Origin of the sequence: Vibrio sp. Y58_MX_L22 (assembly GCF_024181865.1) — a bacterium.
In the GTDB taxonomy this organism is placed as follows: Bacteria; Pseudomonadota; Gammaproteobacteria; order Enterobacterales; family Vibrionaceae; genus Vibrio; species Vibrio alginolyticus.
The window spans coordinates 45,597-66,643 of record NZ_JAMZAN010000002.1; the positions used below are offsets into that span (position 1 = coordinate 45,597).

Here is a 21,047-nt window from a genome sequence, read left to right on the forward strand (position 1 = left end):
GGGCGCAACCTATAGGTTAAGTGATTAACCTATAGGTTGAATGAGCGTTGAAATTAACGGTGAATGGTGCCCGTCAGGCAGTTAAATGAGGACTTTTCCACATTGCCGATACCATCCCGAACCAATAAATATTCGGCAATCGGCTTGCCAATCGCGGCTTTGTTGTTTTTGGCTGACTTCAAGCCCGCCAAGGTATCGACGCACAAGCCTTTTTTATCGGCGAGCCATCGCGCATCGGCCATCGAGTTCACCGCACCAATCCACCAAACAGGCGATTGCTCGGTGACGGTCTTGGGCACTTCCTGCCCACGTTGGAAAATCGAATGCAGCACAAGCCCATATTGACGCCCACCGCGCCATAATTCGCCCGCTTTGCCTTTGAGTTTGCCGGACGTTTCCACGCAGCTTGCAAGCTCTTCGATGATCACATGCAGTTGTTTGGCGTCGCCATTACCCACCGCCCACACCGCCGCACTGAAGAACTCCAATTCTTCCGAGCAAGCCCCATCTTTGGGGATGTACGCTAACTTGAACGACTTGCCGCGTTTACGTGCCATCACCAACGCTTTGACAAACGCCACTCGCGAGTTGGTTTCAAGGCATTGTTGGCCGCGAAATTTCGCCCCCGCGTAGTTGCGGTAAGGGTCAAAAAAAACCGCTTGCGCGGCTTTTGGCACTAACCCCAAGTGCTTAACGGCGGAGGTTTTACCCCCGCCCGTGCCCGCCACATAGATGACATGCTCGGCATCGTGTGACGGATTGGAGTTGACCGGATTGGGGAATTTAAGCGGCGTCTTTTTCTTTTTGCTCACGCTGTTTTTCCTCCTCTATCGCTAACAGCTCTTTTTGATATGCCATGGTTTTCTTGGCACTGTAGACCAGCGACAACACCGCCAAGCCTAAAACGGCTTCTTGCATGTAGTCACCAAACAGCGACGACACGCTATCACTGTGTTTTTCCAACACAGGTAACGCCGCATCAATCACCGCCGCTTTGCCTTTTTCATCAAACTCAAAGTCGACACCGGAAATAATCGACGTCGCTTGTTCGGCAATGGTGAACAGCACAGACAATGCGCCCTCGAACATTTCGCCCGCGGGTTGGTGGTTGTCGTCGTTGGCCGCTTCGGTTGGTAAGTCGGTTAACTCACTGACTTCGGTTTGTTCCAGTCCACTGATAACCGCTGAAAAGTCGCCCCAATCATCTAATTCTGGTTGGTTTTCCATTTCATCCTGCATTGATTGGCTCTCCTTGTTCGGTATCTGGTTCGTTTGGTTTCTTGGTTGGCATCAGTTGACGAATTGCCCAAATCAGCAAGGCGACGAAGGCTATCCCCGCTAAGACTTTTTTAACCGGAAACGGCGGCTTTTTAACGGGCGTTGGTGCGGGCTCCGGTTCGGTTACTTGCTCGCTTTCAACGCTTGGCGCTTCCACCTGCTCAATCACTTCAACACTAGACGTATCAGTGCTTACAACGGTTTCGGTCACTGGTTCAACCGTTGGCGATTCGGCCTCAATTGTGACGGCGTCACTCGCTTCTAACTGTTCAACCGATTCAACCATGTTGGATTCAACAAAGGCGTTAATGCTTTTGCTCATTGGGCTGTTGCCACAGCTCGGACACTTGTAATACAGCAGTCCTAAATTACGCCCGTTTTTGGTGGGTTCGCCCTCGGCAATCAGCTTGCCTTCACCCACTCGGTGAACGGTAGAAGCCGAACTACAAACGGGGCACGACACGTGCCCGCGAATTGGGTTTGGGTGTTTACTCATCGGCGGCCGCCTCGACTGTTTCCAATTGCTGCATGTTGCCTTTGACACAACCGCGATACTTTTCACGCACCTTGTTATTGAGCTTGGTGAGCTGCTCAATTTGGTCGAACAGCGTCGGATTTAACCCGAACGCTTCAAGCGAAAAGTTGCCCGTCATGAGCATCTTGCTTGCACGTTTGATAATCGCGTTGGTGTCCATGTTTTTGAACTGGCTCAACTCCTTTTCCACACTGGCGTTGAGTTTGTCGGCCGCATCGAGCGCGGCCATTGCTTGCTGACATTCTTTAAGAGATAGCATTTCCATTGTTTAAGCCTCGGCTAGTTCTTCATCGGTGTTCGGTTTGTTCTGAATCTGTTTATTGACTTCTTTCATCCAGACCAGCAATAGACGCCAAAACACGCCGCCTTTGCTGCGCTTCACTTCGGCTTCCATTTCTTGGGTGATTTTGTCGATGGTGCTCATTGGGTTGTCCTTACCTAGTTGCTGAAATCGTTGTCGCAAGCAATATCCCAAACGGGTTAATGAACGTAGTGGCAATAATCATGGTAAATCGCCATGTCATTGCTCTTGATTATGTTGATGTCCGGCTCTGGCGGCCGCTCTTGTGCTAACTGATTTTTCCAGTCGGCTTGTCGTAGTTGAAATCGTTTAAACTGTTCTTTGTAAAGGTCGGTGGCGTCGTCACGAGTTAACGTCAAATCATTACCATCACGCTCGGCGGTACACTTCATCGACCAACCACGCGCACCGCGAGCCCAATACAAAAACGCCCCCGCCTTGTGTTTGGATTTTTCGCCCTCAAACACGATAGAAAATTGGTTCAAGCTACTGGCGAACGCGCCGCGGCTCTTGATTTGATTGCGAATCTGGCGCGCTTCGTGGTCTAGCTTCTTAATCAGATGGTTAAGCTTTTGCACGGCATCGTGATTGCCTTGTTTGCGGTTGATGTCAATAGCGCGAATCGCGTCTTGCTTTTTGGTTTCTTTGCGTCGGATTTCTCGCTGCATTGGCTTGCGCCATTGCTCCAACATGTAACCGCACTCTTTGATGATGCCCGTCATATTGTCCACTTCGAACGATGCCAATACATCCCAATCAGGGGCACGGCTACAGCGTGCGATGTTGTAGCGGTTGCCTTTTATCAGTCCCTGGTCGGCGTTATCGCCCTTAGCCGCATAACCCACGGCTTTGATGAGATAGCCCGCCGCCGCTTCGCTGAATTTGATTTTCTCCAGATGCGCCATGCCATTGCCCCAAAGCTGCTCGATGCGGTTCGCCCATCCTGCAAAGTGGTGCTGTTCCACTCGCCAGTTCAGCAACACATGCACATGGGGATTAGGTTCGCCATCTTCATTCGCCGGAGATTCCGCGACCCAAATGTAATGAAAATCAAACGGGTTGGCGGTTGGTCCATGAATTTCTTTAACGTGCTTGATGCCGTCGTCATCTTTCCAAGCGGCTTTAAGCGGGCGGCCAATTCGGCCATTTACTTTGACTTTGTCACCATCTAACCCAAGTGACCCCGCCTCGCTTGCGGAATATTCAAACCCGCGTTGGTACATTTTCTTGAGGCCATTTAGAAAACGGGATACCTCGACACCAATCGTGGTTTGGATTGGGCAATATGGCAGCCCCTCATCGGTGACCGCTTCGCCACCAAAAATGCGTTCGCGTTGCTTTTGAGTAAACGTCAGTGTGAGAAACGTGCTGAATCCACCATGACACGCCGCGACATACGCGCCCGATTCAAAGATTTTCTTCACGGCGCGAGGGTTTAATTTGTCAGTGAAACGTTCACCACTTTGCGGCGCGGGTGCTTCGGACGGGCTTGGGTGGTATTTCACCTGCATTTTCATCTGTTGCGCCCAACCACGGGACATCAAATATGCTCGGCTAGTGCCAATCGGTTGCCATTCAAGACGGTTGTTTTCGTTACGAATCCAACCTGTTTGCGCTTGTGAGCGTGCCCGATATTCATCGGTCACGTTGTCGCCACAAAACGATTCCGTTTTATGGCGCGGCGGCAGACGTCGAGAACGGGTCATTAAGCGGTCTATCTGCTTGCGCTTTCCGTGTCCGACTTTTGCGCCCTTTGACGAGCCTAGTCTTTTCTGGACTTCGTCCAGCGCTTCGCGCCCAAGTTCAGCACTTTTTAAGGTGCGTAAATGGTGGATTTGGTCAAACGATTTGAACTTTTGCAGTTCACTTTCCATCCAATCACGGTTTGGAGCACTAAAAAAACCGCTTTCGACAGCGGCAATGTTTTTCTCAGTAACGGTAACGTCTTGCGCTAACGCCGTAATAAAGCCCACATCATGCGGGCTTAAAAGTTGGGTAAATTCGCGTGGCGATTGCACGTCGTACAGATGTTTCATACACCCCCCAACTGAGAGCAATCAGGGCAAACAACGTGGTCTTGTTTGAACGTGTTTTTACAACCGTCGCAAAGCTCGGTGGAAGAATCCGCGCCCACTTGGGGCGCTTCATCTTGCTTGCGGATTTCGTGTAGTGGTTGGCCGTTGTTTTGCGCGCCAAGTGTCGCCATACGATAAGCGGCGTTAGTAATATCAGCGAGCGTGGCATCTTTCGCTTTAACGCAAGCAACAAGCGTCATACCCTGATAAAGCCAAAGAGAGGCTTCAACGGCTTCAAGCTCAAAACTGTCGAAGTAAATATGAGTTCCGTTGCACTGGGATGCAACAAGTTGGCGCTGATTGCGGCGCGTTTTCCAGATACTCAAATTCATGCTACAACCCCCTGACGAAAGCGTGTAGGAATGTAGGTTTGTTTCTTCTTTGGGAATTGTTCAGCGAACTTTTCGCGTAATTGTGCAATCTTAAGAAGTGAGTTTGCTGTTTTAGCTGGGTCAGGATTGGTACACCCTGCCATATCTGGGCAAGGTAAGTGAATTGGGTCGGTAACGATACGTTCCATGTTGTAGCCTCCGCAAGCTATTGATTTCCTGTCTCAAAAATAACGTTAAGGAAATCTTTTTAAGCACGCAAGTGGCTTGCGGTAGTGAAAGAAGCCAGACTATCCACTAAAATTTAACAATATTGCGAAAGGATGCGGGAACATGACTAATTACACAAATGTGCTTTTAGATAGACTGAAAACCCAGTTAGAGCTTACCTCTGACTATCAGTTAGCTAAAGTTTTGGACGTTGGCACAAGTAGAATTAGCAATTACCGCAATGGTCGCAGTGTTCTTGATTGGGAAATTGCCTTTAAAATCGCCGACTTATTGGGGTTAGATGATCAAGATGTGGTATACGGTTTACTCGAAGATAAGTCTATAAACCCCCGCCTAATCAATGCCTTACAAGCAGGGGCGCCAGCCTAACCTCTCATTTACCAGCTTATACATAATACGAACTTGAGAGTTAGAAGATTAGCATTGGTGAAGTCAGCTTAGTTACGCCGTATTTGGCTTTTGCTTCCTTGCAAGCTTCATCAGCTGTCTTGTATGGGCCATGAACTTCGATTCCACCACAGCGACCACTTGAACTGTATCTTTGGTTACGTCCGACACCATGCACGTTGGTTTTGCATCTTGCTCATTCAATATGAGTCAACATAGACACGCATTTGCTTAACCCAAACGTATAAGTACTAGATTACCTTTATAGGAACAAGGAATCTAACAGATGTAAACTCTCTACTTTTCAATCTATACCTAGATCTTTCTTCATATGCTCACTCAACTCGTTAGTGGTTCTTACATTAATCTTATGTTTGCAATGATGGATTCTCAACTCTTCACCAAATAATTTTACTAGTGATTTGGTATACAAAGCACTAATATTATTTATTATTCTATACAATGTATCTTTCTGATAAACAGATCTTTTCGAATTTTGTATTGCAGTCTTCATATTTTAATATCCTTACACGTTTAACTTTATAATTTAAAAAATCAATTTCAACTTTTATTATTACTTTTTTAGATATGTAATGAGTCATTATCAATGATGCACAATCAACAATTAAATCACCCGAATCCAACTTAGTAATTTCACGAGACAAATTCTTTATTTTTAAATCTTTATTTTCTATATTTAATCCGATTGAGTTAATTTCTTCAGGATATCGGTTTAACTTAATATCCAATATGGTTTTATTAAGATAGTAGTCTGCCATTATTTCATGGCGGTTTTTAAATATCATTGTCCCCCTCCGATGATGCAAGTTATACTTTCCCACCAGTTAAAAGACAACGTGACTCAGAGTTGCAAAAAGGTAACAATCATGGAATTGATGAACAATGAGCTGATCTGCTTTGCAGCCATTTGTAAACACCTCTCTCTTACAGAGGCATCAAAAGAACTTGGAAAGTCTAAAGCTCAAGTCAGCAGGCAGCTAGCAGCATTAGAAAAACAACTTGGCGTAACACTCGTCCACAGAACAACAAGGAAACTCGTTTTAACTGATCATGGCGAAAGCATTAGAGAGCTTGCTATCAAGACGTTAGAGAGTTTGCACGAGTTAAATTACAGAGCTAGCTCGTTGAGTGAATGCATTGATGGAAAGTTTAAAATCACAATGCCCAACTCTATAGCCTCTTCTATTTTTGGTTCTGTTCTTAAAGACTTAAAAGAACGATATCCAAAAGTTGATTTTGAAATATCGTCAAGTAACAATGTAGAAAATTTATTAGAAAGCAACGTAGATTTAGCGATTAGGCTTAATAATGTTATTGATGACACCCTTATTGCACATAAAATTGGTGATTATAGTGATGTTTTGATATCTAGGGTAAGTAATGCCAACCACAAAACACTATTAATCTACAAACATCATTCGAATAAGGAATCAATTAAAAATCAATATACTGATGTTATCGAAGTTGATAACACCTCTATTTTAATAAACTTTGTTTCTGAGGGAGTTGGGGTTGGTGTCATTCCAAACTATCTTATTAAAAGTAACTATATAGACAAAAACATCCGAATATCGCAAACTTTTGATATAGAACGTTCCATGTATATTGCCTACCCTTATCAAAACCCTTTGCCAAGAAAGCTAGCTGAGATATCTACTTTTATTAGGTCTGAGTTATCACAAGTATTGAAGAGTGAGTCATTTTAGGGCGGTTGTTCAGATTTAGAATTTTGCGTTGTCTACTCAACTAGGCCTAACGCTAATATTTGTAACATATTGTTTCGGCGGTATTTATTAACACCCCCATCTTTATGCTTGCTATCACAATGTGAGATGCTCTGCCGTCTTGTTATCAAGGTTTTGCGTGGAATAAATCACGTGGGGTAAACGATAGATAGACTTACATTAAAATTTTCATCAAAAGCAACTTTATATAAAATTGATTTCATACCAATCTATGTGTATCTTCTACCCATATCCCCACAATAACCAAGGAGAATGCCATGGATAAGCTACTCGCGTCTGCATTAGAAATTAAGCAGCGAACTATGGTGACTGGCTTTTTTGCTAGAAATGGATTCAAAATAGCTATGACCGATTTTGATGATGTCACTTTTGAGCGAGAAGGCGTGCAAGTTAACGTACATTTTGATCTGCAGTCAAACGCGGAGTCTGCATCTGTTTTATCTCATGAGGCATCAATCATTCCTGGCTAAAAACTTTTATTATCACCGATACACCAAGCCGAACATAAAAGTTCGGCTTTTTAGTGACAAAAAATGATGAGTGCGAACAAGAGTTGTCGATCACTCGTCTAAATAGACGATTAATAAATCAGCTTCAACTTCGTTCACAACCTTTGGTATCGATGAAAAAAAGCGACTCAATAAGTTGTGATGATGACCACAGACAACTAAATCTATCCCCTCTTTTTTGACGATTCCCGATAGTTTTATATGAAGATCGCCGATTACTACCATGGTCTCGTGTACTGGGTATAAGCATTTATCAGCGAGCTCTTGCAGCCTTCTTTCCAATTCTTGCTCTTCCTTCGCTTCCATGACTATGCGATCAACATCTACGTAAACAAATGAGAGTTTGCTGCTTGAGTTATCTGCTTGCATTATTGCTTTTTCGATAACGGCTTGGCTAGATTGAGATAAGTCGACAGCAACCAAAACGTGCTTGTAACCCATCATTCCTCCCTTGGTTAGTTTTTGTTCTCATATTAAGTCTAGTCCACATAGAGCGAACACAACATCAAAACTACTGCTACATGATAGTTAAAGGAGTTTAGTGTAAAACAGGCAAATAGTTTTCATTGCAACCTTGTTGCTTCCTCTCATCCAAAGATCAACGATGTTTTTCCAATTTCTTCTCTAATTATCGGACTATTTAACAGGAAGGATGCTAAGAAACATTACGTTGTAACGCTCGTCACTGCTCTTTATTTCTACTACTCTTGAGGTTTCATATTACCCACTTCAACGTCGCCTAGTTTAGTAAAACTACTTTAGGTTAAGCGTGTTCAATATGTAACGCTCCGCTCAAATCCAGGAGACGTATTTCGGCTAAAAAAGCAGCTAAATAAGATGAACTTCCGATTCATCTATTACATATGTCTGCGAGTGCTTACTGTTCTTATATCGCGTATTTAATAAGTCTAGTTTAATTACCGTTATAAGTTACGGTGTATCTTTTTTCTTTTTTCAGCATAATCCTCTACCTTGGAACGAAGCCCTCTCGCACTTTGTAATTAAATTACAAGATCAATCGCAACCAATATGGTTGGCAGATTAAATGCCCGAGGTAAATAATTGATATTATTGAGTTTAATTTATGATCTCTTTAAAAAAAGCCTAATTGCCTGTGCTACGAAAACTAAGGTTAACACGATTAGGTAAAATTTTACTAACTCGCTATTTAATCTTAAAGGCAATTGAACAAGATTAAAATCATATAGGTTTAGTAAATTGTAGTTACAGCGTAATTAGGGTGGTGTTTGGGAATGTAAAGGAATAGAAAATAGAAAGGCAAAAAAACAGGGCGTATGCCCTGTCCATGAATTGATTAGTTTTGTTGTTGTTGTTTTTCTGCGTACTCAGAACGAATCCGTTCGGCAACAATTTTGATAGCTTCTGCAGTACTTGTGCCCTTCGCCATCAATTCTTGAATTCTCTCTACAGCTTGTTGTTGCTCTTGGTGGGATAGAGGGGGTAAATCGTCAAACATAAAAAGCTCCTCATTTTGAGGAGCTGACTATAACGATTCAACTAATAGGTAGCAAGGAAATTAATGGATGCACCCATAGCGTTCTCGTTTGTGTACTGAGCTGCGATATCCAATTCGAACAACTTAAGTGGGGACAACCCGATGCCAGCAGTAATGGTTCCTTCGTCATTACTTCGAGCTAAGTTCTTCATATACCCTGCTCGTAATGCCATTTGACGCAAAATATCAAATTCAATACCAGCTCGAATCATTTGCGTATTATCATCAAAGGATGAAAAACGTTTTTCTTCGTTAAGATCGTAGTCAACACTCATCGTAAAGTAATCGGCAACAATCCCTGCCCCAACGGTGTATACAGGACGCATGCTATATTCGTATGATTTTATCGTATCGCTGCCATATTGGAATGATTTTGTTTTAACGTCTCTTCCGATCAAATTTTTCGCTGAAATACCGAGACGATATGGGCCAAAGAACCAAAGTGCGCCTGCGTCTAAGTTAAACATCGTTTCCGCGGTCTCATTTTCACGTAAGTCTTTAGTATCAAAATTCTGAAAACTCGTGGCGTATGAGTATGTGTATATACGCTGAAGTTTAGGAGTAACACCAAAAGAAAGGTGTTGATTCATGAAATTAGTGTATTTAGCAAGTGAAATACCTGCTTCAGCCACGCCAATAGAAACACCTTGTACATAGCTATCATCTAATGGATTAGTACCTGAGGTATCAACATTTGGTTGTACGAATGATTCAGTGTATAGCTTACCGTATGCAGTTGCAGATAAGAATTTGTTGGGAATACCAATGGCAACGACACCACCAAGATCAAAGTCTGTCTTTTTCCCATCGATAGCATCCATCGATTTTTTGATTTCATCGACGTCTGTCAATTTGCTGATGCGTTCGATCTCATCAACTAGATCATATTGATCATCGTAGCTGCCACCAAAACTTGGCACGATCATGCCTGCATCGTCATTTCGGCGATAAATCGCAGTAAGAGCGGGGTTGAAAAAAGGCGCAGTTAGATAAGTTGCTGATACGGTACCAACGCCACCCATTGCATCACTACGAGCCTCTATCGCATAAGTAGCAGCAGAAGCAGCATTAGCGAAAAGAAGAGTAGCAACAGAAGTGGCAAGAATTTTATATTTGTTTTTCATACTACACTTATGATTTTAGTTCGTCCTGAACCTTTATCGGCACAAGTAGTATTTCTTTAACTATTCTTCTTGGGAAAGATCATAGGTTCGGCTAATAGTTTGAGCCTGCTCAACAATTATATCGCCCTGCCAACGGCGACTATTGATACTTACCGCCAATACGTATCTATCGTTTGGGACACCCGCTAGATCCAATGAATTTGGATAGTTAGACTCGTAAGTCTTTTTCCACATTTGCTCGTACTGGCCATCAATGTAGTCATACAAACCGACTTCAAGTTGCGGTAATGGACAATGGGGATTACGAAGTGCGCTCTTTTCTACTTTCCAATTCTCTTTAGATGTCCAACGAACATATTGAGAAGAGTTTGAATCTCCAAGTATTACCCAAGTTCGATACTCTTGTTTATCAGTAGAAACAACGGTTAAGTGATATAAACCAGCTTCAAGCTTACCTGTTAAGTTATAGCGTTTCGAGTAACTACGCTCGTTGGCAAGTTCTGTCCCGTTCGGCTGTTGTTCATAGCTGAATGAACTGTCCGCGGATATAGAATCATCCACCCATCGATTAAATGAAATATTTTCGATGTCAGTTGTAGCTCTTAGCTTGATCACCAATCTAAATGTATCTCGCCCAGGGCTTTGAATAGTCTGACGAATAACGTTCACACCACTTATCCAATCAGGCAGCGTTACACCAGTGAGAGCCTTGCCACAGTTTTTAGATAGTGACTGACCAAGAAGATCATTAAGGTGAGGAGTCAAATCTTTACTTGGTTCAGTTTGCCAGAGTTCAACAAGAGAGTTGAACATACCCGCAAGATCATCTTCAAGTAAGTGTTGATGTGCCTGTGTTAAAGGCGTGTTAGTTTGAAACCAGTCCATCGCATGGACTGGTTTCACTAACGCTAATGAGAGAACTACAGGGAGTAGTATTTTCATTACGACTTATGCTTTCATCTTGTAGCCAACACCACGAAGTGTTTCAATTTCCAGTCCTGGCAGTTTTTGACGAAGCTGCAGTACATGTGTATCAACCGTACGTGTTGTCGGGAAGTGATTGTAACCCCAAACGTGGTCAAGTAGCTCATCACGAGTAAACACGCGACCTAAGTTTGACGCCAAAAATAGCAGCAAATCAAACTCTGTTCGAGTAAGCGTAATTAGCTCGTCTTTATAAGTCACTTCACGAGTCGAGCGGTCAATCTCTAAGTCTTTCGTAATCACTTTATCAGCGTTGCTTTGTTCTGCTGAATCCGGTGCTCGTAGCTGTGCACGGATTCTCGCAAAAAGCTCCGCTTCAGCAAAAGGCTTTGTTAAGTAGTCGTTCGCGCCGGAATCAAGGCCTGCAACTTTATCTTTTACGGTAACAAGTGCTGTTAACAAGATAACTGGTACGTCTTTAATCTGTTTCCATTCTGGGAGACATTGTACAGAGTCACCATCTGGGAGTTGGCGATCGAGAATTACCAAGTCAGCTTTTTTCCATTGTGGCTCTACGTCTGCAATACGCTCCACATGTAAACACTCATATCCTGCTTGTTCCAGGCTTACTAACAGGCCGTCAGCCAAGTTTTTATCGTCCTCAACGAGAAGCAGTGTCTGTTTCACAAGGTATCTCCAATATAAAAGTTGTAGGTGGTCCCATTAAGGACATTTTTCCGCCCATGCGGCCTACCATAGATTCAACGATTGTTAATCCAAGTCCTAACCCGCTCTTACTTACGAACGGTTTCTTCAAATTTGCCCAATCTTTAGCCGTTAGGCCTCCTGCATCTCGGACTTGGAATACTATTTTTTCTTCACTAGTTGAGACATCCAATTCAACCGGTGCGACACCGTACTTAAGCGCATTACGAAGCAAGTTATCGATACAAGTTCCTAACCAGTACACATTAACTTTAGCAGCCACATCTTCATTGATGTTAAAAAGCACGGCACTATCAAATTCTTCTTCGATCTTAAATTCTAACCAATCTGCAACGGATGGTACCCAGTCTGTTGCAAGCATTTGGTTATCAGATTGCAAATAATCTTTACTCGCTTCTGCCAATTGACGCAGGCGGCGCGTATCTTCACACAATCTACGGAATTCGTCATACACACTTTCAGGCAAATGCTCGAACTCTCGACGAAAGCCCTCAACCGTTAGTGACAGAGATGCAATCGGTGTTCTGAGCTCATGCGTTAAAATTTGCAACACGAGCATTCTACTACGTAGTTCTTCTCGCTTGCTATTCCAACGGTACACCGCCCAACCAATCACCAAAAGAATATTGGCGATTACCAGTATGATCATACTGATCCGCAAAACTTGCGAGTGATCTTCTACATCCCAACAAATATTACCTCGTTTAACAAAGCAACTTTTGCTTTGAGACGCTAGAGCGTATGACAGACCCGCATTCGCTACGTTCTCTTGCCAGATATCTTTCTCGAAAACAAAGTAACGGTCACCACGTCTTAACCAAAGTTCGTTACCTTCAATAAACATGCTCGCGCCTGCAATCAAAGCATTAATGGCGTCGTCATCCATGTTTTTCAAGCTTTCTAGCAACTCATCCCCTTCCTCGTTATCACGCTCTTTTATATGCATGTACTGAGATAGTTTGGGTTTGAGTTCTGGATACTTATCCACATAACGTGCCGCATACGTCCCACCACCAGGGTGAATGAGACCACTACGCGAGAACCAACGAGGTGTCAGCTGCGTCCCTTTACAAATCGCCCTTGTAAATACTAAAGGCTCAGTAATTAAAGGACTTAATGGTAATTTGCCACGACAAGTATTCGCCAAGCTGTAAAGCTGTTGGATATCTTTTAACGGATAGTCAGACGTTTGCGGCAGAAGCGAATCTGGCGCAAGTAACTTGGTAGGATAATTTGATTGCAGAATACGAATATCGTACGACTTAAGAGCTACTTCATAGTTAAATAGCTCTGTAAACGTATCTATTCTTTCTGGTAGTGAATCGGAAAATGCAGGTGCCGAAAAAAGCGGCAATACAGTTGCAAAACCGAGCAAAAACTTTTTAATCAAACTGTTACCGTCACTTGTTACATTAGCCAAAACTATACATCAATCTACAAGCAATTGACATCTGCTAACAGAAGGATTTGCATTACTATAACATTGAAACGGAACAAAAAAGGGCCAGCGATTGCTGACCCTGTATAGTTTTAAATCAAGAATGGTTAAAGTGCTTTAAAAATAGACTCAACACTTTCTTTCGCATCACTTAAAGTAAAATAGTGTGATACATTAGTTTGAAAAATGATGCATTGGAAGTAGGAATATCAATATGTTATATGCATACTGTCGGGTTTCCAGCGGGAAGCAATTGGAGGGTTTGTCCATGTCTCTCCAAGGTGACGAGGCACTTTTATCTCGAATTGCTAAAGAATATCACACTACGGTATCAGACAGAATTTACATAGATGAAGGCGTATCGTCTTACAAAGGCAAAAACTTAGAATCGGGTCAGCTTGGCGAAATTGTGCGCGATATCGAAAAAGGTCGCATCAAGAAAGGCGACATTATTGTAATGCGTGCTCTTGACCGCCTAAGTCGTCAAGAACTGACAGATTCAGAAAATCTATACAACCGCATCGTCGGGGCAGGTGTTAATATCTACACAACCATTGATAATCACCTGTACAAACCGAACTGTGTGCATAGTGCTATTCTGAAGACTCTTGCTCTGAATACTGCACATGAAGAAAGTGCAAAGAAAGCATATCTTACTAATCGATACGCTCTGCATCGTATAGAAGAATTTCAACGCGGAGAGAAGCCCGAAAACGGAACCGCATGGGATATCGGCGTCGGTAAACACCCGTTCTGGATTCAGCTAGATAATAAAGTCGTACAACCCCACCGTCTGTACTTTCAAGCCGCGAAAGATATTGTCAAGCTCATCATCGATGGTAAAGGTAATCGTGAAATCATGCGTTATCTTGAAGAAAATCATCCAAGGTATGACAAAGACGGCGAACGCATTGAGTGGTCATACTCTCTTGTTGCCTCGTTTCATCGTAAAGAAGCATTAACTGGCTTGCGTTCTGTCAAACTAGAAGATATTGAATACAAATTAGAAGACTACTACCCAAGAGTATGTACCGATCTCGAATTTCATCAAATGAGTTTGCGAAAAGAAGAGAAATACGTGTCGAACGGTAATAGAGCACGCCCTACTCTTCTCGGCGGTATACGTCGGCTTTACTGCTCTTGTGGTCGCGCTATGGGTGGAATTACTCCAAAAGATAGCCCTGCGTTTTATCGCTGCTTACATATTCTCAACCCATGCATAAGCTACATAAGCTTGAGAGTTGTTGATCGTATAGTTCTCGATGCTATTCAGACTCATGTATTCGAGTCTGAAAAGTTTGACGATACGCTATTGAACGAATTGCTATCTAAAGCTGACTTAATGCGTATCAAGTACTCTAAGCAAGAATCGATGTTGATGAGTGACCCTGATCTCTTCACGCCAGAGTTTAAGCAGCAATTGCGCAAGTCTAAGCTTGAGATAGAGCAAGTCGAGCAGGAGATCATGGCTGAACGTAAGAAGCACGCAGTAATTGAAGATGTAGATCTCAAGTCTTATGCCGAGTGGCAAGCTGCGATATCAGAATTTCAAGAACAGCGAGACGACGAAGAGATTATTAAATTACGTGACAAAGTACAGAAGCTAGTACGTCGCATAGATATTGACGGTCAACTGATAACAATCACTATGGTAGATGGTAAAAAGATATACCGTCATATAGTGAAAGATAACACACACGATACTGTCTACTGCAAAGTTCACGTAGTTGATTCTGAAACACTTGAAATGGTCACATTAACTAATCCCGCACTTTCAGATGTCTACTGCTTAGAAAGTGAACTAGAGCGATTCAAATCAGCGTGCAATATCAATCAGACTTTTATTACTCGTATTGCAATCAGGGAAAAAACCGACCATTTAGGCATTGTGCAACAAGCGGTATCTGACTACCTCGATGAACATGATGTGCTTCGTTGGCGACGTAGTGATGTGATGAAATTAGGCGTGACGACGACACAGTGGCAGATGTTCAAAGAGCCCGAGCATATGTCCGGTACTGGTGTCGTAATTGAAGAATTGAAGTACAAAGATAAGAACTACGCGAAAAAATCTGCTGTTGTTGCTTACAAACGATACAACGAGCAAGCTATATTAAACTTGCTCAATGCTCGTTCACTAATTTGATGTTTCAGTCTTCATCTTTCTTGTTTGCTAGATAGTAGCCATAACCACCCGCTACCAGTGCCGCTCCAGTAATGCCGTAAGCGAGATATTTGAACATCTCATTATTATCGGCGTTGGCCTTTACAATGTGCTGCGTGGTTGCGGCGTCTTGCTCTCTGCATTTTTCAGTTGCGCTGATAACTTTTTGTATCTGCGCATCCGTTTTTGCATTTTTCGCTAATTCTATGAACACATCATAAGCACCAGAGGATTCTGGGATCGCATCAAATGCTGCCTCGTGCGATTTTGACGCTGAAGCACCGAGTCCACCCATAGAATCAAAATAGCTTGGATATAATTGAGATTCGCCGCTAGCCTTAGTTGCTCTGAGGCCTTTACGTGGTAGTTTAGAGTCATCATCTTGCATACGTGTGCCCTACTTTCAAGATAAGTTAAATTGGATGCATATTGATATCAATAATACTCGCTTTGATGGAAAAGGACACTTTTTTTCAAGGAATTAGCTACATTGCAAGTTATACGGTTTACTCAGCGTAACCGATGATGTCAGACGCTTGATCAACTAATTCGATGATTTGTTCGGTTTGCTCATATCCCATGTAGTGAACCGAACCGCCAATTAAACATGCAGACAATAGCAAGATTGCTGCCCTTTTCAGATTGAATTTCCCGTCAGAAAAAATCCAAGTTTTTAATTTACTAGCAATCGGTGTGATGATGTTCATTGCCGATGCTATCGCTTTAAGATTGATTGCCATTAGTCTCTCACTATTGCTTGTTTGATTTCTTTGATGTCATCTTCGATGGTTGACATCTTTACTTGCTGCCGAGCTAGTGTTTTATCTAAGCTCGCGAGCGTTTTCTGCAAATCGATATAGATCGGACGCATCGACTCGATTTCTTTATCGTGTTGATCAACGTTTGATTTAATGCGAGTTAAATCAACTTGCTGGTTTTGTTGTATTGTCGTTATTGCTTCGACTTTGACATCGAGCCTCTTCTGAACTTCGGCCCCTTCAGTAACTTGTTGTTGCAAAACCCCGTAACCAACTGCGAGAGGGATTAGCCAAGCTAACCATTCTGTCTTAAATGACATTTTTCCCCCTTACCACACTTAGACGTGGCCGTTTTGTTCTGATAACTGACAAACGTTTTCTAGGAATTCGTACTACATACATATCGCCCCCTTATAAAACGTGTTCAGTAGTTGCGTCTGGCATTACTGTAATCGTTCCGTTGATCAGCGTAGTGACAATTCCATCTGCGTCTTTCACTTGAATGTCATAGACAAGCGTTTGTGAGCCGCCGTTGAGTGGAGTTGTTTTTGTCGGGGTAATTTCGAAGTAAAATCGGTCTGACTCTTTGATGATATCTAAGTCGAATATCTTTAGTCCGTCATAGCCACTACGAGCCATACCGGTTATCGTTAAGTCTGAGACATTGATGATTTTGTAAGTGCCATTAGCGACCGCTTCGTCTAACTCTTGAACGGAAAGCGTATCAGGGATTGAATCGTCGTAGATTTTGAAATAATCACTCTGAAAGGTATCGCCGCGGCACATCTTGATTGAATAGTGATGCATATCTTAACCTCTTAGTTGTATCTATTATTTAGAAACAAAAAAGGTCGCGATCATTAATAACAAAAAAGCTCCCGAAGGAGCTTTGTCATTAAAGTTCTAACTTAGCTTCGATAGCTGCTAGACGTTCTTTCAGTTCTTGGTTCTCAGCTTTTAACTGTTGAATTGAACCAAAAGACAATGCGTGAAGATCGTTACCGGTACGAAGAATCTCTTTCATACCATCTTGTTCACGTTCAGTAACCAAGTGAGGTAATACTTCTTCTACTTCTTGGGCAATAAAGCCATACTCAAACTTATGAACCACTTTATCTTCTTTGGCTTCCTCGTCCCACTCTCTTACTTCTTTCAAATAAGTTTTCACTGGAATTTGGTTCACAATCGATAAAGCATCTTCAACTGTTTTAATGTTTGACTTCAATCGTTCATCTGAAGCCACACCATCTACGTAATCTTTACGAGTCAGGTGGAATGAAGATGTTGGAGCACCGTTTTGCCCTACACGAGCATTTGTAACATCTAATGTAATCTGAGATGCCCCATTACCATTAACACCTGTAGAGTACTGAATAGTTGCTGAATTAAGACGTTCCCATACCCAAGCCGCTGTAGATGTTTCACGCATAGAACGCATAACCTGAGACGTACTACCATCACTAGGATTATCAAAGTCAAAAAAGATAGGTGCTTGGTTACCCGTATTTGGATAATCCCCTTGGAATCTGATAATAGAATCAGCAGGCATCAACATACCGTCTGGAGAGAAGTTAAAGTACGATGCACTTCCTCCTGCTGGGTATAAGCGCATAGAGTTACCACCTTCACCCAATGCCTGAATCTTAGCACCATCACTACCTACTTTTACTAAGTTATACGCAAGACCTGAACTAGTACCATCAAGGGTTAGAGCAGCCGAAGCAGAGTGCCCCCACGAACCACCGGTAGAAGCAGTAGAAAGGAATCGGTCACCGTACACACGACCATCCAAATTAATTCTATCAACTGAGCCAGTATTTACATCAATTTCGCCATTGTCTTTAAGAGCAATATTGTTTGTACCCTCATCATTGAACCACGTCATATTGTTATTAGCAGACGAGCCAAACCCAAGGAAACCTCGACGGGTATTGTCTAAGTGCATCCATTGCATATATGAGCTGGAATTATTACCGTCATTAACTGCATCTCTAAAAGACAAAAATGCACCACCGGAATGGGAATGAATAGTCGTACCTGTTGAAGACATTGATAGCCCTTTAGATGCATCAGACAATCCTCTAGGACGTAATTCAATATTACCATCATCACCAGTTAAGAAAGTACGACCATCTGCATAAGCAAACACACCATGCTTACCACCTGCGCGAGAAATACTAAAGTTACTTGCACCTTCATACTCAACTGTGCCATTTGGCTGAAAACTAAAGTAATCAGTGTCTGAAGTAACGTCTCGACCATTAGGACGTAATTGAATACCTGCTGCTGAACCTGTGCCACCTAGACGAGTTGAGCCGCCATTAAAGAGTAATAGCCCTTGATCAACACTTATCGTAGACGCAATAGATGTTGCAACCAATGTTTGACTAAACTCTTTTGTGCCAGAAATAGTTTGAGCACCTGAAGTCTTAACTACCTCACTATCAAGTGTATCGATTTGGTTTTGAAGTCCTGTTCCAATAGCATTAACTTCATCAGTTGTATATGCCCCTAATTCATTCGGAGTGGGTTTATTCAGGGAACTGTATAGATAATCCCAAGGTTGCCACTCGCCGCTGTAACGGCTTCTGATAGCAATGCGCCCTGTGCGAGAGCTAGTCCCATATGGAATGGCTAACTGAGTAATATTGCCAGTAGTTCCGTACGTGAAGTTTTGTACGTAAGCAAACCCGGTTTTGTTATCTGGTCTATTAGATGAGTCACTTCGAGCTAAGTTCTTGTATATACCGGCTTGTTCAATTTCATCAAAATCTATTGTCTCACTACCTGAAGTTTTACCTGTAGCTTTGTAACTCCCATCTTTAGGAATACCTACCACGGCATGTGTAGCGCGATTGTTGATTTGCGTTTGCAAACCACTTTGGATAACGTCTACTTCATATTCTGTATAGTAACGTCCGTCATGAGTGTGTGAGTCGTTTGCTACTGTGGCATTTAAAGTAACGTCTGAACTACCGTCAATCGACACAGAACCATTTACGTCACCAGTTAAATTTAGTATTCGAGCTTTAGTCCATTTGTCTGCGTTCGGGTGATAATTATCGGCAAATACTCGCTGACTTTCTCCCCAAGCTTCATCGCCCCTCTTTGCGGACCATAGCCGCAACCCACCATCTTTGACCTTATCAAGCGTGATTGCATTGACATTGCCGCCAGACGAATCGGTGTACGTGTCGAAAACCATGAGATCTTGATAGTCACCGCTACCAGCTTCACCGTTCATACCTCTTAGGGATGTAAAAAACACTTTAGCACCGTGTTTATTTTCGATTCCTGTTGTATTGGGTTTAACGTCGCGATCATCGATTGCTAGAATATCACTATGCGTATGGCTATTGTTTTTGACCGAAGCGGAGAGAGTGACATTAGTGCTGCCGTCAATATCAACTGAGCCAGTTAAGTCGCCGTTTAGAGTGATTTTGCGAGAATTAGTCCATTTATCAGCTTTGTTCGCCGTACCGTTTACAGGTAAAGCACCGATAGATGTTGGGGTGATTGTGTCAATTTGATTCTGTAATCCCGATTCAATTGCATTGACTTCTGCTTTTGTATATTTGTCGATTACGACATCACCCTGCATTCCGTCTACTGTGCGAACCAAATCAGTGTTATCAATTTTGTACCAGATGTCTTTCTCAAGATTCCAATACAATTGATCACCAACTTCGACTGAGATATCAGGCTGCGCTGCGTTCGAGTTACTCATCGTTCCCGCTACAGAAATTTGATAAAAATCTGCACGCTCTGGTGACATTGTTGGCGATGGAAATAGACCTGTCGAGGCATCCCAATCCCCTTTAGGTGATAAAGCACTAGCGGCTGCGTCCGCAGCGATTTCTGCTCTAATAGCATCAGCTCTCGCTTCAGATGCAGACGTATCGGCATTAGTCGCAGATGACTTTGCAGCAAGTTCACTTGTTTTAGCATTTGTTTCGCTTGTAGCTGCTGCTGTCGCACTTTGTGATGCATTTAGTTCAGACGTACGGCTTGCACTTTCTGAGTTCTTAGAAGCAAGTTCACTTGCTTTAGCATTTGTTTCGCTTGTAGCTGCTGCTGACTCACTAGTTTTAGCATTTGCTTCACTAGTGGCTGAAGCATTTTCACTATCCTTAGCAGCAAGTTCGCTAACTTTTGAATTAGATTCACTTAATGACGCTGCTGAAGCCGATTCTGCTGCACTTGTTTCGCTAGATTTGGCATTGGCTTCACTCGTTGATGCGTTAACTTCACTTAGTGCTGCCGCTTCTTCTGCGCTTTCTGACAATGCTTGTGCTTGTTCTGCTTTAGTTTGTGCAAATGACGCATCATTCGCTGCTTGACGTGATTTCAAGCTGTAATGCTTCGCTGAATATTCGTTTGGTTGAACTTCAACGTTTTCTGACTCTTCAGCCCATTGATGTGCTTTGTCGCGATATTCTCGCGATTGCTCGTTGTAGTAACTTTGAATATCAGCATTATCGAGCTTGTAAACGTTTGTAATTTCTTCTTTGTTGATCTGAGCCACTGAACCGAAGTTCGGAGACTTCACACTGACAAATGATGGCATGTCGCCCCCTTATTCTGTGTATGTGTAATCAGTTGTGATTGTTAGTTTTCCAGCGATCCAAGTTTTTACTGTGCCGTCCGCAATTGTTTTGAACTGAATGTCGTAGCCGTAGCTTTGATTTTCGTTTGTAAATGCTGCGGTGATTTCAGCGGGGATCGTGAATGAAAGCTTGTAGTCGTCTGTAACGACTAGCGGTAAGTCAAGAACGACCGTACCTTGGGGTGTTGCTCGAACCTGCCCTTTAATTTCGTATGCTGTTAGGTCAACTGGCGTATATGTGCCATTAGCAATACCAGTTACGATTTCTTGATAAGTTACATTTGGCGGTAAATCTTCGACAAGAATGAACCACGTTGGACTAAAAATGGTATCACCACGAGTTTCGGTGATATGTTCAGTAATCTTTGCCATTTGCTTGT

Annotated in this window: 25 protein-coding genes; 4 read left to right on the forward strand and 21 right to left on the reverse strand. The window is 42.8% G+C overall.

What is annotated here, in order from left to right; translation table 11 throughout:
• Window positions 1-53 precede the first annotated feature (53 nt).
• From NL626_RS05310 to NL626_RS05345, 8 genes are read right to left on the reverse strand one after another with little or no spacing between them, the layout of a single operon-like run.
• A complete protein-coding gene (locus NL626_RS05310; protein ID WP_104971702.1) occupies window positions 54-812 on the reverse strand; it encodes a hypothetical protein in 759 nt (252 codons plus the stop codon).
• Window positions 784-1,239, reverse strand: a complete 456-nt coding sequence (locus NL626_RS05315; protein ID WP_017634759.1) for a hypothetical protein — start codon at window positions 1,237-1,239, stop codon at window positions 784-786. The genes NL626_RS05310 and NL626_RS05315 overlap by 29 nt, the downstream gene beginning before the upstream one ends.
• A complete protein-coding gene (locus tag NL626_RS05320; RefSeq protein ID WP_253657063.1) occupies window positions 1,229-1,774 on the reverse strand; it encodes a hypothetical protein in 546 nt (181 codons plus the stop codon). Before NL626_RS05320 ends, NL626_RS05315 begins: the two co-directional genes overlap by 11 nt.
• Window positions 1,767-2,078 carry a hypothetical protein gene (locus tag NL626_RS05325; protein ID WP_005457413.1) on the reverse strand — a complete coding sequence of 104 codons (312 nt, stop codon included), beginning with the start codon at window positions 2,076-2,078 and terminating at the stop codon, window positions 1,767-1,769. Before NL626_RS05325 ends, NL626_RS05320 begins: the two co-directional genes overlap by 8 nt.
• 3 nt (window positions 2,079-2,081) lie before the next feature.
• On the reverse strand, window positions 2,082-2,276 hold the full coding sequence (locus tag NL626_RS05330; RefSeq protein WP_165439095.1) for a hypothetical protein: 195 nt from the start codon (window positions 2,274-2,276) through the stop codon (window positions 2,082-2,084).
• Between the two features lie 17 nt (window positions 2,277-2,293).
• Window positions 2,294-4,150 carry a hypothetical protein gene (locus NL626_RS05335; RefSeq protein ID WP_253657064.1) on the reverse strand — a complete coding sequence of 619 codons (1,857 nt, stop codon included), beginning with the start codon at window positions 4,148-4,150 and terminating at the stop codon, window positions 2,294-2,296.
• Window positions 4,147-4,521 (reverse strand): hypothetical protein, encoded by a 375-nt coding sequence (locus NL626_RS05340; RefSeq protein WP_064377225.1) that lies wholly within the window; start codon window positions 4,519-4,521, stop codon window positions 4,147-4,149. The genes NL626_RS05335 and NL626_RS05340 overlap by 4 nt, the downstream gene beginning before the upstream one ends.
• The gene (locus NL626_RS05345) at window positions 4,518-4,709 is read right to left on the reverse strand and encodes a hypothetical protein (protein WP_005457445.1); all 192 of its coding nucleotides are present in this window, start codon (window positions 4,707-4,709) and stop codon (window positions 4,518-4,520) included. Before NL626_RS05345 ends, NL626_RS05340 begins: the two co-directional genes overlap by 4 nt.
• 142 nt (window positions 4,710-4,851) lie before the next feature.
• On the opposite strand from NL626_RS05345, the gene NL626_RS05350 reads away from it, so the two are divergent.
• Window positions 4,852-5,118, forward strand: coding sequence for a helix-turn-helix domain-containing protein (locus tag NL626_RS05350; protein ID WP_005388732.1), 267 nt, complete (start codon window positions 4,852-4,854; stop codon window positions 5,116-5,118).
• A gap of 473 nt (window positions 5,119-5,591) precedes the next feature.
• Here NL626_RS05350 and NL626_RS05355 read toward each other — a convergent pair whose 3' ends face one another.
• The gene (locus tag NL626_RS05355; protein WP_213962453.1) at window positions 5,592-5,942 is read right to left on the reverse strand and encodes a hypothetical protein; all 351 of its coding nucleotides are present in this window, start codon (window positions 5,940-5,942) and stop codon (window positions 5,592-5,594) included.
• 81 nt (window positions 5,943-6,023) lie between these two features.
• On the opposite strand from NL626_RS05355, the gene NL626_RS05360 reads away from it, so the two are divergent.
• The gene (locus NL626_RS05360; protein WP_213962452.1) at window positions 6,024-6,863 is read left to right on the forward strand and encodes a LysR family transcriptional regulator; all 840 of its coding nucleotides are present in this window, start codon (window positions 6,024-6,026) and stop codon (window positions 6,861-6,863) included.
• A 296-nt stretch (window positions 6,864-7,159) separates the two neighbouring features.
• Entirely contained in the window at window positions 7,160-7,372 is a 213-nt protein-coding gene (locus tag NL626_RS05365; protein ID WP_005376260.1) for a hypothetical protein, read from the forward strand.
• 90 nt (window positions 7,373-7,462) lie between these two features.
• Here NL626_RS05365 and NL626_RS05370 read toward each other — a convergent pair whose 3' ends face one another.
• The 6 genes from NL626_RS05370 to vxrA all read right to left on the reverse strand — a co-directional run bounded on the left by NL626_RS05370 (window position 7,463) and on the right by vxrA (window position 13,091).
• Window positions 7,463-7,852, reverse strand: a complete 390-nt coding sequence (locus NL626_RS05370) for a universal stress protein (RefSeq protein ID WP_213962451.1) — start codon at window positions 7,850-7,852, stop codon at window positions 7,463-7,465.
• A gap of 874 nt (window positions 7,853-8,726) precedes the next feature.
• Window positions 8,727-8,888 (reverse strand): YoaH family protein, encoded by a 162-nt coding sequence (locus NL626_RS05375; protein ID WP_005376257.1) that lies wholly within the window; start codon window positions 8,886-8,888, stop codon window positions 8,727-8,729.
• A 41-nt stretch (window positions 8,889-8,929) separates the two neighbouring features.
• Window positions 8,930-10,051, reverse strand: a complete 1,122-nt coding sequence (locus NL626_RS05380; protein WP_085569025.1) for a conjugal transfer protein TraF — start codon at window positions 10,049-10,051, stop codon at window positions 8,930-8,932.
• Window positions 10,052-10,111: 60 nt separating this feature from the next.
• Complete coding sequence (locus tag NL626_RS05385) at window positions 10,112-10,993, reverse strand: DUF2861 family protein (RefSeq protein ID WP_253657065.1); 882 nt, start codon at window positions 10,991-10,993, stop codon at window positions 10,112-10,114.
• Window positions 10,994-10,999: 6 nt separating this feature from the next.
• The gene (vxrB, locus tag NL626_RS05390) at window positions 11,000-11,662 is read right to left on the reverse strand and encodes a response regulator transcription factor VxrB (RefSeq protein ID WP_005376251.1); all 663 of its coding nucleotides are present in this window, start codon (window positions 11,660-11,662) and stop codon (window positions 11,000-11,002) included.
• Window positions 11,637-13,091: a sensor histidine kinase VxrA gene (gene vxrA / locus NL626_RS05395; protein WP_025767766.1), complete on the reverse strand. Its 1,455-nt coding sequence runs from the start codon at window positions 13,089-13,091 to the stop codon at window positions 11,637-11,639. The genes vxrB and vxrA overlap by 26 nt, the downstream gene beginning before the upstream one ends.
• A gap of 262 nt (window positions 13,092-13,353) precedes the next feature.
• Between vxrA and NL626_RS05400 the strand changes: the two genes are divergently transcribed.
• On the forward strand, window positions 13,354-15,285 hold the full coding sequence (locus NL626_RS05400; protein ID WP_301338834.1) for a recombinase family protein: 1,932 nt from the start codon (window positions 13,354-13,356) through the stop codon (window positions 15,283-15,285).
• 4 nt (window positions 15,286-15,289) lie between these two features.
• Here NL626_RS05400 and NL626_RS05405 read toward each other — a convergent pair whose 3' ends face one another.
• The 6 genes from NL626_RS05405 to NL626_RS05430 form a co-directional block, all read right to left on the reverse strand.
• Window positions 15,290-15,691, reverse strand: a complete 402-nt coding sequence (locus tag NL626_RS05405) for a hypothetical protein (protein WP_253657067.1) — start codon at window positions 15,689-15,691, stop codon at window positions 15,290-15,292.
• A 118-nt stretch (window positions 15,692-15,809) separates the two neighbouring features.
• On the reverse strand, window positions 15,810-16,043 hold the full coding sequence (locus NL626_RS05410; RefSeq protein WP_158156455.1) for a hypothetical protein: 234 nt from the start codon (window positions 16,041-16,043) through the stop codon (window positions 15,810-15,812).
• The gene (locus NL626_RS05415) at window positions 16,043-16,381 is read right to left on the reverse strand and encodes a hypothetical protein (RefSeq protein WP_158156453.1); all 339 of its coding nucleotides are present in this window, start codon (window positions 16,379-16,381) and stop codon (window positions 16,043-16,045) included. Before NL626_RS05415 ends, NL626_RS05410 begins: the two co-directional genes overlap by 1 nt.
• Window positions 16,382-16,472: 91 nt before the next feature.
• Window positions 16,473-16,868 (reverse strand): hypothetical protein, encoded by a 396-nt coding sequence (locus NL626_RS05420; protein ID WP_140289627.1) that lies wholly within the window; start codon window positions 16,866-16,868, stop codon window positions 16,473-16,475.
• Window positions 16,869-16,956: 88 nt separating this feature from the next.
• The gene (locus tag NL626_RS05425; protein WP_253657068.1) at window positions 16,957-20,628 is read right to left on the reverse strand and encodes a tail fiber domain-containing protein; all 3,672 of its coding nucleotides are present in this window, start codon (window positions 20,626-20,628) and stop codon (window positions 16,957-16,959) included.
• Between the two features lie 9 nt (window positions 20,629-20,637).
• Window positions 20,638-21,039 (reverse strand): hypothetical protein, encoded by a 402-nt coding sequence (locus NL626_RS05430; protein WP_077281050.1) that lies wholly within the window; start codon window positions 21,037-21,039, stop codon window positions 20,638-20,640.
• Between the last annotated feature and the right edge of the window lie 8 nt (window positions 21,040-21,047).

Excerpts from the sequence above, each read along its gene's own strand:
- NL626_RS05325 (WP_005457413.1), bottom strand. The coding sequence starts at position 2,078 with ATGGAAATGCTATCTCTTAAAGAATGTCAGCAAGCAATGGCCGCGCTC.
- NL626_RS05335 (WP_253657064.1), bottom strand. The coding sequence starts at position 4,150 with ATGAAACATCTGTACGACGTGCAATCGCCACGCGAATTTACCCAACTT.
- NL626_RS05385 (WP_253657065.1), bottom strand. The coding sequence starts at position 10,993 with ATGAAAATACTACTCCCTGTAGTTCTCTCATTAGCGTTAGTGAAACCA.
- NL626_RS05415 (WP_158156453.1), bottom strand. The coding sequence starts at position 16,381 with ATGTCATTTAAGACAGAATGGTTAGCTTGGCTAATCCCTCTCGCAGTT.
- NL626_RS05365 (WP_005376260.1), top strand. The coding sequence starts at position 7,160 with ATGGATAAGCTACTCGCGTCTGCATTAGAAATTAAGCAGCGAACTATG.
- NL626_RS05420 (WP_140289627.1), bottom strand. The coding sequence starts at position 16,868 with ATGCATCACTATTCAATCAAGATGTGCCGCGGCGATACCTTTCAGAGT.
- NL626_RS05405 (WP_253657067.1), bottom strand. The coding sequence starts at position 15,691 with ATGCAAGATGATGACTCTAAACTACCACGTAAAGGCCTCAGAGCAACT.
- NL626_RS05425 (WP_253657068.1), bottom strand. The coding sequence starts at position 20,628 with ATGCCATCATTTGTCAGTGTGAAGTCTCCGAACTTCGGTTCAGTGGCT.
- NL626_RS05320 (WP_253657063.1), bottom strand. The coding sequence starts at position 1,774 with ATGAGTAAACACCCAAACCCAATTCGCGGGCACGTGTCGTGCCCCGTT.
- NL626_RS05410 (WP_158156455.1), bottom strand. The coding sequence starts at position 16,043 with ATGGCAATCAATCTTAAAGCGATAGCATCGGCAATGAACATCATCACA.
- NL626_RS05380 (WP_085569025.1), bottom strand. The coding sequence starts at position 10,051 with ATGAAAAACAAATATAAAATTCTTGCCACTTCTGTTGCTACTCTTCTT.
- NL626_RS05360 (WP_213962452.1), top strand. The coding sequence starts at position 6,024 with ATGGAATTGATGAACAATGAGCTGATCTGCTTTGCAGCCATTTGTAAA.
- NL626_RS05430 (WP_077281050.1), bottom strand. The coding sequence starts at position 21,039 with ATGGCAAAGATTACTGAACATATCACCGAAACTCGTGGTGATACCATT.
- NL626_RS05350 (WP_005388732.1), top strand. The coding sequence starts at position 4,852 with ATGACTAATTACACAAATGTGCTTTTAGATAGACTGAAAACCCAGTTA.
- NL626_RS05340 (WP_064377225.1), bottom strand. The coding sequence starts at position 4,521 with ATGAATTTGAGTATCTGGAAAACGCGCCGCAATCAGCGCCAACTTGTT.
- NL626_RS05400 (WP_301338834.1), top strand. The coding sequence starts at position 13,354 with ATGTTATATGCATACTGTCGGGTTTCCAGCGGGAAGCAATTGGAGGGT.
- NL626_RS05355 (WP_213962453.1), bottom strand. The coding sequence starts at position 5,942 with ATGATATTTAAAAACCGCCATGAAATAATGGCAGACTACTATCTTAAT.
- NL626_RS05315 (WP_017634759.1), bottom strand. The coding sequence starts at position 1,239 with ATGCAGGATGAAATGGAAAACCAACCAGAATTAGATGATTGGGGCGAC.
- NL626_RS05345 (WP_005457445.1), bottom strand. The coding sequence starts at position 4,709 with ATGGAACGTATCGTTACCGACCCAATTCACTTACCTTGCCCAGATATG.
- NL626_RS05370 (WP_213962451.1), bottom strand. The coding sequence starts at position 7,852 with ATGGGTTACAAGCACGTTTTGGTTGCTGTCGACTTATCTCAATCTAGC.
- NL626_RS05375 (WP_005376257.1), bottom strand. The coding sequence starts at position 8,888 with ATGTTTGACGATTTACCCCCTCTATCCCACCAAGAGCAACAACAAGCT.